Annotated in this window: 17 protein-coding genes; 14 read left to right on the top strand and 3 right to left on the bottom strand. The window is 70.7% G+C overall.

The genetic code is table 11. The annotated features are described in order from the left end of the window. The first annotated feature begins 238 nt into the window (after positions 1–238). The 5 genes from ABT245_RS41700 to ABT245_RS41680 all read left to right on the top strand — a co-directional run bounded on the left by ABT245_RS41700 (position 239) and on the right by ABT245_RS41680 (position 4583). On the top strand, positions 239–1060 hold the full coding sequence (locus ABT245_RS41700; RefSeq protein ID WP_351745095.1) for a zinc-dependent metalloprotease: 822 nt from the start codon (positions 239–241) through the stop codon (positions 1058–1060). Between the two features lie 78 nt (positions 1061–1138). After that, entirely contained in the window at positions 1139–1606 is a 468-nt protein-coding gene (locus tag ABT245_RS41695; RefSeq protein ID WP_351745092.1) for a hypothetical protein, read from the top strand. Between the two features lie 67 nt (positions 1607–1673). Beyond that, positions 1674–2450: an SAM-dependent methyltransferase gene (locus ABT245_RS41690; protein ID WP_351745089.1), complete on the top strand. Its 777-nt coding sequence runs from the start codon at positions 1674–1676 to the stop codon at positions 2448–2450. A gap of 219 nt (positions 2451–2669) precedes the next feature. After that, on the top strand, positions 2670–3131 hold the full coding sequence (locus ABT245_RS41685) for a LexA family protein (protein WP_351745087.1): 462 nt from the start codon (positions 2670–2672) through the stop codon (positions 3129–3131). A gap of 102 nt (positions 3132–3233) precedes the next feature. After that, entirely contained in the window at positions 3234–4583 is a 1350-nt protein-coding gene (locus ABT245_RS41680) for a tetratricopeptide repeat protein (RefSeq protein ID WP_351745085.1), read from the top strand. 593 nt (positions 4584–5176) lie between these two features. Here the strand turns inward: ABT245_RS41680 and ABT245_RS41675 are convergent. Further along, on the bottom strand, positions 5177–6451 hold the full coding sequence (locus ABT245_RS41675) for an NsdA family TPR-like regulatory protein (protein ID WP_502982300.1): 1275 nt from the start codon (positions 6449–6451) through the stop codon (positions 5177–5179). Positions 6452–6769: 318 nt separating this feature from the next. Between ABT245_RS41675 and ABT245_RS41670 the strand changes: the two genes are divergently transcribed. The 5 genes from ABT245_RS41670 (at position 6770) to ABT245_RS41650 (ending at position 12859) form a co-directional block, all read left to right on the top strand. After that, positions 6770–7936 carry a cytochrome P450 gene (locus tag ABT245_RS41670; protein WP_351745082.1) on the top strand — a complete coding sequence of 389 codons (1167 nt, stop codon included), beginning with the start codon at positions 6770–6772 and terminating at the stop codon, positions 7934–7936. Positions 7937–8000: 64 nt separating this feature from the next. Continuing rightward, entirely contained in the window at positions 8001–9410 is a 1410-nt protein-coding gene (locus ABT245_RS41665) for a preATP grasp domain-containing protein (protein ID WP_351745080.1), read from the top strand. Between the two features lie 14 nt (positions 9411–9424). Next, on the top strand, positions 9425–10396 hold the full coding sequence (locus tag ABT245_RS41660) for an aspartyl/asparaginyl beta-hydroxylase domain-containing protein (RefSeq protein ID WP_351745077.1): 972 nt from the start codon (positions 9425–9427) through the stop codon (positions 10394–10396). Positions 10397–10430: 34 nt separating this feature from the next. Continuing rightward, complete coding sequence (locus tag ABT245_RS41655) at positions 10431–11579, top strand: glycine amidinotransferase (RefSeq protein ID WP_351745075.1); 1149 nt, start codon at positions 10431–10433, stop codon at positions 11577–11579. Beyond that, positions 11576–12859 carry an ATP-grasp domain-containing protein gene (locus ABT245_RS41650; protein WP_351745073.1) on the top strand — a complete coding sequence of 428 codons (1284 nt, stop codon included), beginning with the start codon at positions 11576–11578 and terminating at the stop codon, positions 12857–12859. The genes ABT245_RS41655 and ABT245_RS41650 overlap by 4 nt, the downstream gene beginning before the upstream one ends. Here the strand turns inward: ABT245_RS41650 and ABT245_RS41645 are convergent. Both ABT245_RS41645 and ABT245_RS41640 read right to left on the bottom strand, forming a co-directional pair. Then, positions 12820–13806 carry a phosphotransferase family protein gene (locus ABT245_RS41645; RefSeq protein WP_351745070.1) on the bottom strand — a complete coding sequence of 329 codons (987 nt, stop codon included), beginning with the start codon at positions 13804–13806 and terminating at the stop codon, positions 12820–12822. The two genes, ABT245_RS41650 and ABT245_RS41645, sit on opposite strands and share 40 nt — an antisense overlap. Positions 13807–14472: 666 nt before the next feature. Then, complete coding sequence (locus ABT245_RS41640; RefSeq protein WP_502982299.1) at positions 14473–14643, bottom strand: hypothetical protein; 171 nt, start codon at positions 14641–14643, stop codon at positions 14473–14475. An 897-nt stretch (positions 14644–15540) separates the two neighbouring features. On the opposite strand from ABT245_RS41640, the gene ABT245_RS41635 reads away from it, so the two are divergent. The 4 genes from ABT245_RS41635 to ABT245_RS41620 all read left to right on the top strand — a co-directional run. Further along, complete coding sequence (locus tag ABT245_RS41635; protein WP_351745068.1) at positions 15541–16635, top strand: hypothetical protein; 1095 nt, start codon at positions 15541–15543, stop codon at positions 16633–16635. Continuing rightward, positions 16632–17390: an ATP-binding protein gene (locus tag ABT245_RS41630; protein ID WP_351745065.1), complete on the top strand. Its 759-nt coding sequence runs from the start codon at positions 16632–16634 to the stop codon at positions 17388–17390. Before ABT245_RS41635 ends, ABT245_RS41630 begins: the two co-directional genes overlap by 4 nt. 91 nt (positions 17391–17481) lie before the next feature. Beyond that, the gene (locus tag ABT245_RS41625; RefSeq protein ID WP_502982298.1) at positions 17482–18126 is read left to right on the top strand and encodes a WhiB family transcriptional regulator; all 645 of its coding nucleotides are present in this window, start codon (positions 17482–17484) and stop codon (positions 18124–18126) included. Then, on the top strand, positions 18123–19239 hold a 1117-nt coding region (locus tag ABT245_RS41620; RefSeq protein ID WP_351745062.1), incomplete at its 3' end, for a hypothetical protein. The genes ABT245_RS41625 and ABT245_RS41620, both read left to right, overlap by 4 nt.

The raw sequence follows: 19239 nt of genomic DNA, 5'->3' as shown, positions 1-19239 counted from the left end.
CCCGCACAAGGCCGTTCGAGCCACGGCCGCCGCCATTCTGCTCTTCTGCAGCCTGATACCCGTCCTCCTGGACCCCCGGCACACATCCCGCCCCGGCCACGGACCGCAAGCCGCTCGCTCTCACCAGGGATAACACCCCCCCGCCCCACCGCCCGCGGCCCGTCCCGCCAGACAGGAAACCGTGAGCGATCAGCCGTACCGCATCAAGCCAACCGACGCTCCCAGACAAGGATCACCCGTGCAATCCCGGTTCACCGTCCTCGACGACACCCGCCGCCACCCCGACCTCGCGGCGCGGATCACCGACATCCTGACCATGGTGGCATCACCGATCGAGGAGATCACCGGCCTCACCCTCCCCCCGACCGTCCGCTACCGCCTCACGACACCGAAGGCGTGGCGGCGGGAGACCATCGACGCCAAGGTGCGCACCCTGATCCAGGACACAGCTGACCTGGCCCTCACACCCGAACAGACCAAGCCGGTCGCCCTGGGCCTCAAGCTCGCACGCATCGTCCCCGTGCTGGTCTGGCCTCTGGTGAACGGGGCGACAGCGACGGCGGCCGACGGCGAGCAGGAAACACGGATAGCCCCCCGGGCCCTGCACCACGGCGGACTGCTGGCCGACGAACCGGTCCTCGTCCAGATGATCGCCCACGAGCTGGTCCATCACGTGCAGGCCGCCCACAACGACACGACGGCATGGCAAACCCTCTTTCCCGAGCACCGCGCCATGCCCCATCCCCGCATCACGTCGATGTTCCTGGAGGGGCACGCCCGGTGGACGGACCAGCAGATCACACAGCACCTGTACGGTGCACCGGTCGATGATGGGCAGGCCCCCCGGTCGCTGCGTTACCGCCTCCACAAGCACATTCCGGGAATCCGCCACCTCGGCCCGAGCCGCGCCGCATACGAAGAAGGAGCCCGCTTCTTCGCGTACGTCGCCGCCCACGCGGGCCTCGACCAGATCAACCGGGTCTGGAAAGACACGGCTTTGCTGCCCACCAAGGACGAGTTCGCCCACCCGCAGTCCTGGCTCGACCGCACCGCCCCCTGAACCCACCCCGGGCAAGCCCGCCCATCCATCCGACGCGCCCACACGGGGCTTTTGATGACTTCCCACTCCCTCATTCTCATGCGACCGTCCGAAGCACGGGCATGGAGTGTTCCCACACTGGCAGACGACCCGGTCCGCGAGGCGTACGTACTGCTGGGCCCGGCCTGGCGCAGTTCCAGCCCCCAACCCGTCCAGACCGGCAGCACGTTCGACGTGGTCCAAGCACCCCAGGCCCTCGCCGCACCGGCCCTTGACGGTCTGCGCCGGGCGGGCCGAGACCACGGAGCGGTCTTCGCTGACGGCACCCGGTGGACCTTCTTCGTCACACCAGGTTCCGGAAGCCACGCCTGGCCGCCCTGGGTCACCTACCGAAGCGGACCCGCCCTGCTCCTCCCACCGCGTGCCGCCCGCGCCGGCGACCTCGGTCTGCGATGGATCACCCGCGGCGCCCCGCCCGGACGGCTGTGCACCCCGGCCGAAGCGCTGTGCACCAGCCTCAGCACTCCCGCACACCGCAGACCGCGCCTTCACACGCCCAGGACCTGAGCCGGCCCTGACCATCCACGACGTCCACCCCCAGGTCCTGATGACCCGACACCTCTGGAAGTACCCCATGCACCACAGCAGCACGAACACCGTCCCGAGCTCGGCGAGAGTCTGGAACTACTGGGCCGGCGGCAAGGACTACTACGAGGCAGACCGCAAGGCCGGCGACGCCTACGCGGACATCGCTCCCCAAGTCGTGACGATGGCCCGCGAATCCCGCAAGTTCCTCATCCGCACCGTGGCCTGCGCCGCAGGCAACATGGGCCTACGCCAGTTCCTCGACATCGGCACCGGCCTGCCCACCGCCAACAACACCCACGAGGTCGCCCAGCGCATCGCCCCCACCTCGCAGATCGTCTACGTCGACAACGACCCCATCGTGCTCGCCCACGCCAGAGCCCTGCTCACCAGCACGCCCCAGGGCAGCACCGACTACATCGACGCGGACCTGCACCACCCGGAAGCCATCCTCGCCGAAGCCCGCCAGATCCTGGACTTCGAGCAGCCCGTCGCCCTGATGCTCATGGGCATCCTCGGCCACGTTCAGAACCACGCCGAAGCCACCGCCATCGTCCAGCATCTGAAGGAGGCGTTGCCCTCCGGCAGCCTCCTCATCCACTACGACGGCATCGGCACGAATCCCGACCTCACGAAAGCGCAGGCCGGCTACGACGCGACCGGCGCCGCCCCGTACGTCCTGCGCAGCCCCGAAGAGATAGCCGCCTACTACGAGGGCTTCGACCTGCTGGACCCCGGCATCGTCCCGTGTCCTCTATGGCGCCCTGAGCCCGGCTCCTCTCCGACGCCCACCGACGTCATGGGAGGCGTCGCATCCAAGCCCTGAACGCCCACGGGCGACCAGCCGGCCGCCCTGACGCCAGCCGGGATGGCCCGCAGGCACTGATGACGAAGGACAACCATGACACCGGCCCCTACGGCGACGACTCGGCACGGCCATCTGGCTGAGCCTCCGCAGGACCCTCAACCCCCGAAAATCGGGGCCCACGAAACCGGCCGGCCGCCTGGCCGTCAGTCTCGCCCCCCGGCCGCACCCGAACCCGCCTTGCAGGACGACAAGGCGCTGACACGGCGCCAGAAGCAGATCCTCGCTTTCATCAAGGCATCAACCCAACACCGCGGCTACCCGCCCTCGCTCCGCGAGATCGGTACGGCAGCGGGGCTAAGCAGCACATCCAGCGTCCAGTACCACGTGAAGATCCTGGTGAAAAAGGGCCTGCTCACACGTGATCCGAACCGTCCCCGCACCTACCAGGTCGTGGCCGACGCTGAAGCCACAGACCCGGCCCACGACGCCGTCCCGGGTTCTCTGTGCAGTCTTCTGGTCCCCGGCAACAGCACCGACGACATACCCGGGGCGGCATGCGTCCTCCAGATCAGGCTCACCCCTGCCGTCAGCGCCGCCCTGCTCGACGGCGCCTGGCTGACCGTGGAACACAGTTCGCACCCGGACCCCACCACCCTCACAGGCCGCGTCGTAGCCGTCACACACCCCCGGCCCCGCTGACACCCACCGCCACCGACACCAAGGGCCGCGCACGGCAGCCGCCTGACGACGCGCGCCCGGCATCCCACAACCGCCCGACCCGCTCCGACCACCCGGAGGACGATGGTGACCGCATCCCCCGACACCCGCTACAACACACTGCCTCCCGGCGCCGCCGACATGTACCGACGCCTGAGCATCCTGCCCTTACCCGGCGGGAACTTCGACAGCACCTACGCCGCCGCCCTCACCGGACGGCCGCGACCGGACGCAGAGAACATCCTCGCCGTGCTGGCCTCCACCAGCCTGGTCGAGTCCGCATCCGCGGACGAGTCACGCGGCGCCTTCTACCGGTTCGACGACACCACTCGCGCACATGCCGCCGGCCGGCTGGCTCAGGAACCGCCCGAACACCGTGCCGAGGTTCTGCGCCGGGCCCTGGACTACCTCCTGGACACCGCCTCCCGTGCCGAACACCGGCTCACGCCGACCCATCGTCCACTCGCCCGGGAGTACGTCCACCCTCCCGCCGACCCGCTCGTGTTCGAGACGGACGCCGCCGCCCTGGCGTGGCTGGAAGCACACCGGGACACCCTGCTCACGGCGATCACCGCGGCGGACGAGGCCGGGATCGACTCGGTGGTGTGGCAGCTCACCCACGCCCTGTGGCCCCTGCTGCGCGCCCGCCACGACCACGACCTGTGGGACCAGACCCACCGGCGCGCCCTCGGCGCGGCCCGCCGCTGCCAGAACCGCACCGCGGAACTGGAGATCCTCGGCACCTGGGGCGTGGGCCTACGCACTGCCGGTCTCCACGCCGATGCCATCGAGGCGTTCGACCAGGTGCTCCAGCTCGCGCATACCCACGGCGACCCGCGTGCCGAGGCGCAGGCACTCCACGAGCTGGGTGCCACCCACCTTGCGGCCAAGCGCCCCCAGGAAGCAGAGTCCTTCCTGCTCCAGGCCCGCAGCCTGCGTACCGCCCTCATTCACCACGCCGAAGCCAACGACGACACGGACAGCGAGCGCACGTTCCGCCGTGCCGTAGCCGTCACCGACGTAGCGCTGGGCCAGACTCAGCTCCTCCTCGGCCGGAGCGGCGAGGCGGTCGCGACGCTCTCCTCCGCCCGCGCCACACTCCTCACCATCCCCGACCCCTTTGATGCGGCACGGGCCATGGCCTGGCTGGGCCGCGCTCACGCGCTCAACGGCGACACCAACCAGGGCGAACAGCACGGGCGACAGGCCATCACTGAAACCGATCAGTTGGGCACCCCCCAGGGGCAGGCACGCAGCCGCGAATTGCTCGGCCAGACGCTCCAGGAAGCAGGCCGCCGCGAGGACGCCCGCCACCTCTATCAGGACGCCGTCCGCCTTTACTCACCCATCGGCCGACCCGACCGCACCCGCGTCCTGGAACGCCTCGGCGAACTGGCCACACGCACCGAGGGAGACAGCGATAACGAGGCATAACGGAATCGACCTCAGCCTGATCGGTCCACACATGCGCCTCGCCGCCGTCGCCGACCTCAGCGTCCTGCGAAGGACGGAAGCCAACCTCTGGTCCCACGACACGGCATCAATTGGTTGACGACCGTCGCAATTAAAGTCCGCCGGTTGCAGGGGCTCCAGGCGCGGCCTGGGTACCCCAGGGTGACCGCGGAGCGGCAGTGGTAAAGCCCCTCAGTCTGGCCTACTCCTGTTCGAGGTCGGCCCGAGGTCTTGCGATGCCGGCCTCCATCGGCTCGCGCACGAGACCCGACGCGGGCACCACCTCGATCCAAGCTGTCACGCCTCAAACTGCCCGCTCACCATCGGCGCGGGGCGCCCCGGCCGGAAGCCCTGTTCACCTGGGAGGCCAGCACCAGCCCGCCGCCCGCGAAGACCTGCCCGCGCAAGCCGAACGGCCAGGGCGAGCCAGCGCCCGAGCTGTGCGCTGAACTTGTCGACGCTGGCAGGCCGCGTGCCAGGCTAGTCGTGCCTGGTCGCCGCGCCGCCATAGGTTGGGCGTCATAGCTGGGCCGAGGTGACCGGCAAACTCCTGATTCTCCTCCAGGGGCACCCCGTCACGCGCGGGCGGCGATGCGCTCGCCGAGCTCTGCGGCAGCCGAACTGTCGGGGATCGAGGGTAGGCGGGCGGCGATGTTGGTCAGGCCGTCGTTGATCCGTACGGACTGCACGCCGTCGGCGCAGTCAAGGAACTCGCTCCAGGTGGCAAGCGCGGTCTCGGTGTTGCCGCGCTTGAGCTGGACGTGTCCGAGGTCGGCGAGCACGATCGCCCGCGTCCTCTTGCGGTCCAGACCATGGATGTCAAGGGCGAGGTGGAGGTGTTCCTCGGCGGCAGCGAGGTCGCCGAGTTTGGCATGAATCATGCCGGACTCATGGGCCCACCGGCCGTGGCTGTAGTGCGACGCCCAGGACTGCCCGGGCAGGGCGGGAGCGTGCTCGATGGCGGCCTGGGCGGAGGTGAGGAGCCTCGCGGCGGTGGTGTGGTCGCCGTCGGCGGCTGCCGCGCGGGCGTAGGTGTTGCGGTAGTACGCCAGTGCCTTGGGGTTGGTCAGCTTCCGGCCGCGCTGCTCGCACGCCTCGGCGAGCCGTACCGCGGTTGGGATGTGCCCCAGGTCGATGGCCTGGTCTGCGAGCCCGCGCAGGGCAGTGGCGGCGAGCTCGTTCTCGCCGGCCTCGACGGCGAGCCGGTAGCTGTGCAGGTGATACTTCTGACTCAGGCCCTGGTTGCCCTCGTCGCGGGCCATCCAGCCGATCAGGTGCACCAGTTCGCTGGTCGCGGCGAACAGCTCCCGCCCAGTGGTCTCGGTGTACCGGCCGTCCAGCCACCGCTTGACGTCCACGGTCAAGTAGCGCACCGCGAGGTGGCGGGCGTGACCGCCGCCGAGCTCGGAGGCGGCATCGCCGAGGGTGGTGGTCATCGTGCGGACCGCGGCGACCTCGCCCGTGCCGACCGCGACGGGGCCGGGCCGGTTCGCGCGGCGGGTGACCGCCTCGGCGTCGGGCAGGTCGAGCGCGGCCAGGCCGACGGCGGCGGATGCCGCGAGGAACTGTCGTCGGTCCACGTCGCTGCCTCCCAGGAGCATGACCGAGGTCACGGTATCGGCGAACTGACCCCCATTGTCCTCAGACAGATCGATGTTGAGGACCTGTTCGATGAACGGCAGCCACACCCGGGGAACCCGTAAGCCCTTCTCCCACCGGTAGACCTGCTGCCGGTCGAGGAATCCCGTCTTCCCCCAGCGCGCCACCGACAGCTCCTCCGCGAGCTTCTCCTGGCTGCACATGGGGCGCCGTGCTTCGCGTGCCGCGCGGATGCGTTCCCCGATGGTCATGTCCGGCCCGATCGTCGGTCCTGGTTCACAACTGGCCTACAGCTGGCAGACATTCTGGCAGCTCCCCACGGCCCGCGTCTGCGCGTTGACTGATGGTCACCAGCCCGGCGGGGAAGGCCGGCACCAAGTGGAAAGACTCCGCTCCCTGCCAGCGAGGGGCCGCGCAAGCTCCTCGCTCTCTGGCGGGCCGCCTCCGCCGCCGTCGACACACAGAGAGGGGGCTGCCATGTCGTACGACCACTGAGCCCGAGGTGCCGGGGCGGGTCCGCGAGGCGGACCCGCCCCCGTCCGTCCGCCCGCCGTCGGAAGGAATACGCGATGCCGTCAGCCAACGCCCCCTATGACCCGCTAGACGCTCAGAATCTGCACAACCCGTATCCGGTGCTGGCCGAACTGCGACGTACGGAGCCGGTGTTCTGGCATGAGGGGATGGCCTCGTGGATGCTGACCCGGCACGCCGACTGTGTGCGGGTGCTGCGGGACCACGGCTTGTTCGCTCGCGACCCGCGTCGCACCGGGGGGAGCGTTCCGGAGCCGAGCCTGAGTGTGCAGACCCTCGACCCGCCGCAGCAGAACCATGTTCGCTCCCTCTTCATGACGGCACTGCGGGCCCAAGATCTCCCTGCCGTCGAGGCACGCGCCCGCCGTCTGGTCGCCAGCCGGCTCGACGCGCTGACCCGGGCAGGAGAGTTCGATGTGGTCGCGGAACTCGCGGTGCCGCTGTCCGTGGCGGTCGTGGCGGACCTGCTCGGGGTCGAGCCCCCGTCGTACACCGAGTTCGCCGCGGTGTCGGACGCCATCATGCAGAGCATGGACGGCGGCCTGAACCCGACGCTCGTGGAACCGGGGCGGATCGCCCGGCAGCAGTTGAGCGAGCTGGTCGACTCCTGGTTCACCGCCTCGTCCAGGCCCGGCCTGCTGGCGCGAGTCCGACAGATGGCGCCCAGCGCCGATCCGCACGCCCGGCTGTACGTGAAGAACACCGCGAGGGTCATGTTCCAGGGGGGCTACAGCACCATGGCGGCCGCCATCGGCAATGCAGTGGCCGTCCTGCTCGCCCGCCCCGAGGCCCTGGAGCGGATGCGCGACCCCGCATTGCTGGCCACCGGCGTGGACGAACTGGTCCGCTTCGACGGGCCGGTGCAGGGCACCACCCGCGTGGCGGTGCGAGCGTGCCGGATCGGCGGGGTCGACGTCGCCTCGGGCCAGAAGGTGGTGCCACTGTTCGCCGCCGCCAACCGAGACCCAGCCGCCTTCCCTGGTGCGGACCGGCTGGTGCTGGAGCGCACGCCGAACCCGCACCTCGGCTACGGGTGGGGTCCGCACTCCTGCGTCGGAACGACCGTCGCCCAAGCGGGCCTGCGGGCCCTGGTCGCCGCTCTCGTCGAGCACCCGGCCCGGCTGGTCGCCGCCGGCGACGGCGTACGACGACGCACGGCGACCATGCGGGCCTTCGAGACGCTGCCCGCCTTCCTTCACCGCTGACCCGTCATCGGGGCGTGCCCGCGTGGGCATCCCCACCGCTTCCATATGCGTCAGGAGTTCCGTTGTGCGCATCCTCGTCGGCAACCACATCGACCCGTCGATCCGTGAACGCGGTGACATGCGGGCCTGGACACAGCGACTGTTCTGGTTCGCCCGCCCCGGCGACCTGCTCGTCCTGTGCTGCGAGCCAGACGGCGCGTTCCTCGACTACGTGCTGGCCCACACCGGCGTGAAGCGGAGCGAGCTGACGGTCGTGGTCGCGCCTGCCGGGGCGTGGGGAGAGAGGCTGCTTGATCCGGCCTCGCTCACCGACCCTGCGTTCGTAAAGGCGGTGCGGGCCGCGCTCGATGTCGGGGGTGGACCGGCCGCAGTAACGGAGGTGTTCGCGCTGTGGCCGTCCGCCTCCGCCGCTCACTTCGCCAGCGCCCTGGGCATCGCGGACCGGTTCCCTGGGGCCGCGTTCTTCGCCCAGGGCGGTGGGGAGATCGGCAACAACAAGGCGAACTTCCGGGCGTTGGCAGCGGCCGCCAGGGTGCCGATCCTGCCGGGCCGCGTCGTCCGCAGCCGGGCCGAGGCGATCGGCGCGACCCGGAAGCTGCTGGAGTCGTCCGGCAGCGGGGCGGTCGTGGTCAAGCAGGCCCACAACGGCGCCGGGGTCGGCAACCAGCTCCTGGTACGCGATCCGCGGATGGCGGTGGACCACGTCGGTGCCCGCCACCTGCACCACATGGCGCCCGGCGAGGCCGGTATCGCGGCGTACTGGGATCAGTTCTGGACGTGGGCGAGCGGGCATGGCCGGTGGCCGGTCGTCATCGAGACCTTCGCGCCCGATGCGGACGCGGTGTACTCCGAGCACTACGCCGCCGACACTGGCACACTGCCGACCGAGATGGGCCGCCTGCTCTACGTCGGCCGGCGCCTGAGCCATCAGGTCGTTCCCCTCGACCGCGTCAGCGACCAGGTGCGGGCGGCCCTGCTGGACGGCGGCACCCGCCTGGCCGAGACATACCGGGCCTTCGGCTACCGCGGTCACCTGAGCGCGGACGCCCTGGCGCTGCCCGACAACGCAGTGGTGTTCACGGAGGTCAACGCGCAGGTCTCCGGGTCGCTGCACATCTACCAGCAGATCGCCCACGGCATCGTCGACGTCGCCGCCGCCCCGCGCCGTCACGTGGTCGAGTTCCACGTCCCTCCCACCTGGACCGTGCCCGACTTCGCCGCGTTCCTGACCGCGCTGGACGAGATGGGCCTGGCCTACGACCCGACCACGCGGACGGGGGTGATCGTGTCGATGCCCGCGATACCGCTCGTCCCCGGGGCACCGGTCCAGTTCGTGTTCTGCATTGCCTACGACCCCGCCACTGGCTACGACGACGCGTTCGCCCGGCTCGGCGAGCGCTTCCAGACCCTGCCCGCCACAGCCGTCGACGCCAGCGAGCACGTCGGCCACGCCGCCGTGTCCTTCTCCTCCTGACCGGGAGCCCCACCATGACCACCACCGCAGTCGCTGAGGCGGCCCAGCTCGCCCCCGCCTTCGACCTCGACGAGGGCCGACTCGCCACCGAACTCGCCGCCGTCACCTCCCACACCTGGAAGTTGCAGCGCACCCACACCTTCGGCGGGCAGGTCGGCCAGCCCGCCCCGATCGACTGGCGCGTCCTGCCGCTGCGCAGTCTCGGCGGCGACCCGGAACGCACCGACCCAGGCGGCCCCGGCCCCCAGTCGTTCGCGCCGACCCGCTGGCTTGAGTACCTGCCTTACCTCGCCCAGCTTCTGGACGCGATCCCGGCCCCGCTGAACGCGGTCAGGCTGATGGCGCTCGGGCCAGGCGCCGTCTCCACCCCGCACTGCGATCCCAAGTACCGGCTCGACAGCGGCCTGATGCGTCTGCACATCCCCATCGTGACCACGCCGGACGCGGTGCTCGTCCTGGACGGCGCCGAGCACTGCTGGCAGCCGGGCACCCTGTGGTACGGCGACTTCTCCCGCGAGCACCTGGTCCGCAACACCAGCCACATGGTGACCCGCGTCCACGTCGTCATCGATGCCCTCCTCACCACCGAACTCGCTGCATGGTTCCCCGAGTCCTGGCAGGAGCTGTTCGCCCGCGGAGAAGTCCTGTTCAACCGGCTCATCCCTGCCACCACGCCCGCGTGGCCCACGGAACTGCCGTACGACGCCCTTCTGCCCAGCACTTTCGCCGACTTCGACGCCGCCGCCCCTCTGGACGGCTCGCTCCTGCCCGCCCGGCTCGACCGCAACGCCGACGACGCCCTCGCCCTGACCGTCGCCGGACGCTCGTTCGCGCTAGTCGCGGCCGGCGACAGCGGCGAGTGGCGGTTCTCCGGCTGGAGCGAACAGCGCACCCTCCAGCCCGACGACAGCGGCCTGGTGCTGCGGGTACGCCGCGGCCGCACGCTCGCCGACCGGCACGTGCCCGCTGAACCCCGAACCTCCTGACTCGCCCCTCTACCTGGAAGGAATCGCCTTCACCATGCGCCTGCACAGCCACGACGACTTCACCCCGCTCAAGGAGATCATCGTCGGGTCCGCGGAAAACTACCTCGGCCACGACCGTGACCTGAGCTTCGAGCTGTTCCACCACGAGAACCTGACGGGCTTCCGTTCGGACTGGGCCTACCCTCGGCTCGTACAGACCGGCACCGGCGCCCGTGGGCAGAACTGGGCCGTCAAGCAACGGTACGCCGAGGAACTGCACGAGGACGTCGAGAACCTGGCCGCCACCCTCGCCGGGCTGGGGGTCACCGTGCACCGGCCGATTCCGCTGCCGCCCGATGCGGCCCGCCTCGCGGGCCTGGGCTGGGAAGCCGCCCCCACCCCGCCCCTGAACATCCGCGACAACACCCTGATCCTCGGCGACCAGATCATCGAGACGCCACCGGCGATCCGGTCACGCTATCTGGAGACCCAGCTCCTCCACCGCGTCTTCCGCGCCTACGAGCAGAGCGGTGCCCGGTGGACGGTGATGCCGCGCCCCACCCTCACCGACCTCTCATTCGATCTGTCCTACGCCCGCGACGCCGCCACCACCCTGGGCGGGCCGACCGAAGCGATCGACGACCCGCAGCCCAGCCCGTACGACGTTGGCGTGGAAATGATGCTCGACGGGGCCCAAGTCCTGCGGCTGGGCCGGGACCTGGTCGTCAACGTCGCCCAGAACAACCACGAACGGGGCCTCACCTGGCTTCAACGGCACCTCGGCCACGACTACCGCGTCCACCGGGTGTGGCGGATGGCGGACAACCACATCGACTCGATGGTCCTCGCCCTCAAGCCGGGGGTGTTCCTCGCCCGGCACGACGGCATCCGCGACATGATGCCCGAACCGCTGCGCTCCTGGCACTACATCGTGCCGCCTGAGCCGGATGACGACGCGTTCCCCGTCTACGATGACCAGGACTTGGTCCTCACCAGCCCCTACATCGACCTCAACGTCCTGTCCGTGGACGAGCGCACGGTGCTCGTCAACCGGGAATGCACCGGCCTGGCCAAGGCCCTGGAGACTGAGGGCTTCGACGTGGTGCCCGTCCGCCACCGGCACAGAAGGCTGTTCGGCGGCGGTTTCCACTGCTTCACGCTGGACACTTGCCGGGACGGCGGCCACGTGGACTACCTGTCATGACCGGCGCCGCCGTGCTGCTGCTGGACGCGGCGGGCCCCGAGTCCGTCGCCCTCGCCCGCGCGGCGGCCGAGCGCGGGCACCCGGTCCACGCCGCGACCACCGCGGCGGACGGGCAGCCCCCGGTGCCGGAGCTGGCCGGGCAGGTCGTCACCGACTTCGCCCGGCCGGACCGGGCGGTGGAGGAGATCACCGCGTACGCCCGCCGCCGCAGCGTCGGTGCCGTCCTCACCGCCAACGAGTACCTGACCGAGCTCGCCGCGCTCGTGTGCGCCGGCCTCGGCCTGCCCGGCAACGACCCTGCCCTCGCGCACGCGGCCCGCGACAAGATGGCGATGGTGAACGTACTCACCGCGGCCGGCGTACGCGTTCCCTACACCCGGCTCGTGCACGACGACACCGGACTACACGACGCGCTCGCCGACCCGGCGGTCGGTTTCCCCTGCGTGATCAAGCCGGTCCGCGGGGCGGGCTCGGCCGGGGTCACCGTGGTGACATCACCGGCCGAAGCCGCCGCGGCCGCCGACACCGCTCGCATGGCGCGCGGGCAGTACAGCGGCGAGAGCGCGGCGGGCATCCTCGTCCAGGCGTACGCAGCCGGCGACGAGTACAGCGTCGAGTCCGTCACCCAGGACGCCGTCACCACGCACCTCGCCGTCACGCGGAAGGCGGTGACCTGCGGCGCCCGCCGCGTCGAGACCGGGCACAGCCTTCCCGTCCGCCTACTCCCGGCGACCGAGGCTGCCGTGCGCCGGGAGGTGGACGCGGCGATCCGCGCGGTCGGCATCCGCCACGGCGCCTCGCACACCGAGGTCATCATCACCCCCGACGGCCGATGCACGGTCATCGAGATCGCAGCCCGGCTCGGCGCCGGGCACATCGGTCTCCTGGTCCAGCACGCCCTGGGTATCGACGTCTCCGCAGCCCTGCTCGACGTCGCCCTGGGCCGTCCGGCCGCGATCAACCCCACCGCCCACGGCCATGCCACCGTCCGCTTCATCACCAGCCCGCACGCCGGACGTCTCACCTCCCTGATCGGGTTCCCGAAGCGCGGGCCGGGGGTGCCGTTCGTGCGCTGGCGGGCAGCGATCGGCAGCTCGGTGAACGCCGCCGGTGTCAACGCCGACCGGCTGGGCTGCTTCGTCGTCACCGGCCCGGACGCGGCCGAGGTGGAACAGCAGGCCGACACTCTCGCGCGGCAGATCCGCGTCCAGATCGACCCGCCCGCACCGGGCGGCCCTGATCAGCTCAACTCGGCGAGCAGGTCGGCCATCGCCCCGTAGCTCTCTCGGACCGCGTCCGCCTTCCCCAGCCGGTACCGTTCCAGGCGGATCGCGCCCACGTGCCTCGCCTCGTAAATCCGCGCTCGCCACATCGCCGCCGCCGACCGGTCCAGCGGTCCGTAGGACTCCCAGAACGCGGTCCGCTCGTCGCTCTTGGCCGTCGCCATGCGAATCGTCCAATCCGCGTCCGGCGCCCCGAAAATGCAGCGGTCGAAGTCCAGTACGCCGGTGATGGTCGGCACGTCGGCGTCCCGGTCGAGCAGAGCATTGACCGTCCAGAGGTCGCCAGTAAGAAGGCGGGGTTCGGTGACCTCGTCCAGCACAGCCCGGTCGTGGCCGGCCACGGCGGCGACCTTACGCACGTCCGCCGAGTCCAGGCCCACGCCTTCCAGGTCCGCGGCGATGTCCTCCAGCGACGTGATCACCGCCTCGCTCCACGTGGTACAGCCGGGCCCGGCCACGGGACCGAAGTGCGGTCCCCGCACCTCGTGCACCGCACGAGTGATCGCGCCCATCTGACGGAAGAAGCCCGGCCAGGTGCTACGCGGATACGACCCCAGATGCTCCGGCGCCGGGACACCGTCCAGATAGGTCTGGATCATCCAGTCCCGGCCGATCGCCTGCCCCGTCCAGTCCGCGGCGATTACCTGCGGCATCAGGTGCGCGATCGGAGCCAGCCACGGGAGGCTGGCGTGCTCGTTCCTCATCAGATGGCGCTCGCTGCGGAACTGCAGCCTCTCCGCTGGCGCCGCCCGCAGAATCACCGGACGGTCCCGTCCGGCCAGAGCCACGCGATAGACGTTGTTGTACATGCCGGTACCCAGCTCGACCGCGGACACAGGAACGGCTTCCTTGCCGAACCCACGGCGGCATACTGCCTGGATCTCCTGCGCAGCCAGGGGCTGCTGAAATGCGCCCGCGGCCCGTTCAACTGGCCGGAAGTCCATTCCACTCACTGTGTGCACCACCCCGGATACGCCTCATCCTTCAGCGAGAAACCTACGCTCCCCTGCCGCTCACGGGAGGCTCCTGCCGGTAAGACCCGCGGGGTGCCGAGGGCGCGGAGGGCGTCGAGCAAGGTGGCGGGGTCCATGGACTCGCCCGCGCGGCGGCCGGGGGAGAGCCAGCGGGAGGCGGAGTTCGCCGCCGGCGCGCTGGCGGGGAGGTTCTGGAGGTAGTCCAGGAGGAGGGTGGTGACGGGGCCAGGGACGGTCGAAGGCGGGCCGCCGAGTCGGAGATGGACTTGAATGGCCGGCGTCGGGGACGTCGTCGACGGTCAGGCAGACCATGCTGGTGAGGGCTGGGCGAACGGCAGGATGAGGCCGACGGCGATCCGGCTCGCAGCGGGGCAGTGTTGTTGTTCAAAGGGCGGCGTAGGACGACCAGGCGCTGGTGCTGGCTCATGGGCTGCGAGTTCGTGGTCGCGCGGTAGGAGATGGTCACGCCGCGGCATGCGGCAGGTGACCATGCGCCAGCGCAGAAACGACTGGGTCTCGCGGCGGGTGGCGTAGTTCTCGGCGTGCCAGGCGTCGACATCAGGCTGGGTCGCCATTTTCGGGGTGCTTCCGCGGTGGGTGATCCAGGTGAGGAAGGCGGCGGGGTGACCTGCTGGTTCAGCGGCGTGAACCAAACGATGTGGGCCACGACAGCACCGCCGCCCGGCGGGTATCCCAGATATCGACCGCCGCCTCGCCCCACATCTGTTTGGGAGCGCCGCCGACCTCATCGTCCACCACTGTGGCCAGCGGGCGAGCCTCCCCGAGCCGTTCGGCGGTCTTGGCCACCCCGATGGCGTGCGGACGGTCAACGCCTCCCCGGCGGCCGTGGCACTACTGCGGGCACGGGCCGTCCCTTACCGCAGATACCAGCGTCGCTTCGCGTACGGCTCCGCCGATGCCGCCGCAGGTCGGAACAGTGATGCCACGGATGATAGGGCGTCATCTGCGGAACGACTTCACAGGGGTGCGGCAGCGGCGAGATCGCCGGGTGCTCACCGGTCGACCGCGACAGTGGGGCTTGAAGCCACCGCTCGGGCGACACCCACAGCGTGGCGTACCGATGGTCAACCGCACCCACGTCATCCGAGTCCATCGGTCAGGCCCGACGCAGCACTGCCGGGTGACAGCCTGGGCCCATCAACACTGGTTCCCGGCAGGCGCGAGTCGTTTTGCTGATGCGCATACTCGCAGCCTGCCCCTCGTCCACTCGCCAGGCCACCGCCAGAGAAGTCCGGACACTGCGTGACTGCGTGACAGCGAGTTCTACGGACTTTAAGAACCAAGTCTGGATCTTGACGCGGGTGCGTGCGTATGTTCGTCGTCCGCCGGGCACTCCTGCCCGGCATATGACCGTGGGGAGGTACATGCGCAGCAGCCCAACCGCATAAGCAATTCTGCAACGTTGACGCCGGGAGCGGGAACTCCCGGACGCCGACGCACACGGCATATTCCGCCCGCCCGTCGCGGGCGGAGGAATTCGCCTGTCATCACCGCGCTGGACCCCTTTCGCCCGGGACGTACCAGCGCGGCAACTCGCAGAGGAGAGTCTGGCATGACATCCGCCCTGCGCAAAAGGTTCGGTTTTCCGGCATGCGCGGCAGCCCTCCCCCCGTCCTCGCTCCCGTACCGCAGTCCGGCACTCGGCCGACCCGTGGTGCGATACCGGCTCGGAGGTGGCGCCTGATGGCCCGTATCCGCACGGTCAAGCCGGAGATGTTCGAGTCCGAGTCGCTCGCCGAGTGCTCGGTCACCGCCATGCTGACCTTCATCGGTCTGCTGACGCAGGCCGACGACACCGGCCGCCACCGCGACCACCCCGCGATCATCGCCGGGCGGCTGTGGGCGCTGCGTCCGGAGCACACGGCGGCGCATGTCGCCCAGGACCTGGAAGAGTTGGCCGCCGCCGGTCTGATCTGCCGTTACACCGGCTGTGACGGGCGTACGTGGCTGCATGTGGTGACGTGGGAGCAGCACCAGAAGATCAACAAGCCCACGCCGTCCCGTGTGCCGCGCTGCCCGCGCCACCAGGCACATCAGTCCTGCGGCAAGTGCCGCACCGAATCGTGCGCCGCTGTGAGCGCACCGGCGTCCGTGACGGCATCCGGGGGGCTCCGGGAGGATTCCGGGAGCCATCAGGGAGCCGTGCCCACCGTGGTTCCGGCTGACGCCGCCGCGGCACCTCCCAGCGGTGCACCGGACGTTCCACCGCACCGACCGGCCGGCCCCGATTCCGGCACGCTCACCCCCGAACCTGACAAAGCCACAGGCCAGAGGCGGTCCGGGGAGGGTTCCCGTACGGGTACGGGAGGGCTCCCTGAAGACTCCCGGAACGCTACGGGAGGGCTCCCGGAGGGCTCCGGTCCTGGATCTAGGATCTTGGATCCTGGATCTTCCCTTACGGGGCGCGATGCGCCCGCACCCGACGGCACCGGCGGTGGGGTGGGTGCGAGGGAGCTGGTGGCCGAGTACGTCCGGGGCTGCACGCGCCGTCCGCCGGAGGACTTCCTCGGGCTCCTGGGGCGCAAGGTCAAGGTCCTGCTGGACGAGCGCTTCGATGTGCAGGACATCCGCGTGGCGCTGCAACGGCTGCGGACCAAGGGCCTGCATCCCAGCCTCCTGCCGAGCCTGGTCAACGAGGTGGTCAACCCGCCGCAGCAGCCTGCCTCACGGCCGTCGTCCGCCTCCGGCGCGGGACCGTGGGTCAGCCACGGCAGCCCCGCCTACACGCCCTACCTCAACTCCAGCGGCGAGCCGACGACGTTCGGAGGGCGCCTGTGACGACCACGCACCTGGCCGGCCCCCGGCCTGCAATCAGTGACCGGCTCCGCACCCGTCTGGAAGCCCGCCTGGCCGAGCGCGGCATCGACCCGAGGACGTCTCTGCCAGAGACCCCGGAGCCGGTCCCGGCTCTGGAAGCCGCGCAGAAGCGGATCCCGGTCGACTACCGCGCTGCCGTGGTCGAGCATCCGGACGTCGCCGCCTGGGTGGGCGCCCTCGTCGAAGCGGCCGTGGCTCCGAACAGCGGCGGGCTGAACCCGCACTACGGCACGGCCGGTCGCCGGCAGCTCACCCACGGCCCGTCGCTGCTGCTGTGGGGATCCACCGGCTGCGGCAAGACCCACCAGGCGTACGCCGCGATCCGCGCGCTGACCGCCGCCGGGTGCGGGGTGGCCTGGCACGCGACCACGGCAGCCGACCTCTACGCCGACATGCGTCCGCGTGCCGGCGCGGAACCGGAGCAGCTGCTGCGCCGGATCATGCGGATACCGCTCCTGCTGCTCGACGATCTGGGCGCCGCCAAGGGCTCGGAGTGGACCGAGGAGATCACCTTCCGGCTGGTGAACTGGCGCTGCCAGCACCGCCTGCCGACGCTCTTCACCACGAACCTGCCGCCGGTCCGCGACCCGGACACGCCTGCTGCCCGGCAACCGGTTCTGCGCGACAAGGTCGGCGACCGCGTCCTGTCCCGCCTGTCCGGCATGTGCACGCCGGTCCACTTCACAGGCCCGGACCGCCGCTTCCTGCGCCCGTGATCCGCACGCCCCCGATTCGGTGCACCGCGGGCCCAGTGCCCCGCACTTCCCCTCCCGCCTCAGCGCCGCACGGGTACCGGCCCTGGATGCCGTGCGAGCCACCGAGACGTACCCGGAGACCTCCTTGCACACCATCACCACCAACGACACGCCGACAAGCGGCCTGCGCGGCATCGGTGACACCAGCTGGCACACACGCAGCGTGTGCCATGGCATGGACCCCGAAGAGGCCGACGCCGTCTTCTTCCCCCTCCCCCGCGAGCATGCGGCCATCGCCGAGGCCAAAGCCCTGTGCGCCCGCTGCCCCGTGCGCGGGGACTGCCTCAACCACGCCCTGGAGCACGACCACAGGGACGGCATCTGGGGCGGACTCACCGAGGCCGAGCGCCGTCCCTGGCACAGGGGCCTGCCCCAACGCCTGGACTACACCCGCATACTCGCCGTCTTCGACGGCCGCGACGTCCACCTCACCGCGCAGGAACGGCAGGTCGTCATCGATCACGCCTACGCGCGCGGCTGGCGCGCCGACCGGCTCGCCGTCGCCCTGCAGGTCAGCCAGGAACACGCCCGCGACCTGCTCACCCAGGCCGCGCACAAGGTCTTCGACCGCGACCTCACCCATGGCGTGCCGCCACGCCTGAAGAAGCAGATGCGGCAAAGACCCAAGGCCGGCCAAGCCCCTGAACAGCCGGCGGACCCGGTGTCCGGGCACGCCTGTGGCGGAAAGGCCGCATGACCCCCACCTACCTGGCGCTCGCAGCTCTCCCGGACCTGTCCGTCCTCCTCGCGGCCACGGCCCCGGTCGCAGCAGCCGTGGCCCTCGCCGCGGCCTGGGCGGTCCGCCGCAGGAGAGCTGCCTCCGGCACGAAGGGATCCAGCAGCGCGGCGGTCAAGGTGGCCGCGCTCGCAGCGCTCGGATGCACCGCCTACAGCGCCGACACCAGCTGGCGGTTCGCCGCCGACTACCTCGACATGGCAGGCACCGCCGAACGCGTCGGCATGTTCGCAGCCGCCGAACTCGCCTTGTTCGCCACCGCGCTGATGGCCCGGCAGAACCTCGCCACCCAGAAAGCTCCCGGCCTCCCCGGCACGCTCGTCTGGGTCATCACCACCGTGCAGGTGATACCGGCCTACGCCGAAGGCGGCCCCGTCGGCGGCACCATCCGCGCCTTCGTCGGCCCCATCCTGGCAGCCATGCTGTGGCACCTCGCCATGGGAATCGAACTGCGCCTGCACACCCCAGGTGCCGCCTCCCACAGCCTGATCGCCACGCTGAGCCGGGAAGCACGCGAACGGCTGCTGTCCCGCCTCGGCATCGCCGCACGAGACCGCGACGCCGCGCAGATCACCCGGGACCGCGCCACCACACGTGCCGTCGAACTCGCCACCCGCCTCTCGGAGTACACCCCGCAGCAGCGAGCAGGCCGCCGAGGCCGGCGCCTCACACGACGCCTGTCCAAAGCCATCGGCCGGGCCTCCATCGGCACCGACACCACCCAGCGGGCAGCCCTCCTCGGCCAGCTCGCCGCCCGCCGCAACGCAATCACCCTCGCCACCATCCCCCTCCCCTCCCCCTGGACCGCACCCCCCGGCGGAGAGATGCCCCCACACGCATCCACACGCGTAATAACCGATACGGGGACCGAACCCACACGGGACCCGGGACCAACCACCCACCACACGGGGACCGAACCCACACGGCACCGGGGACCAACCACCCACCACACGGGGACCGAACCCACACGGGACCCGGGACCAACCACCCACCACACGGGGACCGAACCCACACGGGACCCGGGACCAACCACCCACCACACGGGGACCGAACCCACACGGGACCCGGGACCAC

Source organism: Streptomyces sp. NPDC001508 (assembly GCF_040298665.1).
Classification (GTDB): Bacteria; Actinomycetota; Actinomycetes; order Streptomycetales; family Streptomycetaceae; genus Streptomyces.
Note: the sequence above shows the minus strand (reverse complement) of the source record. Positions and strands in the feature narration are given on the sequence as shown.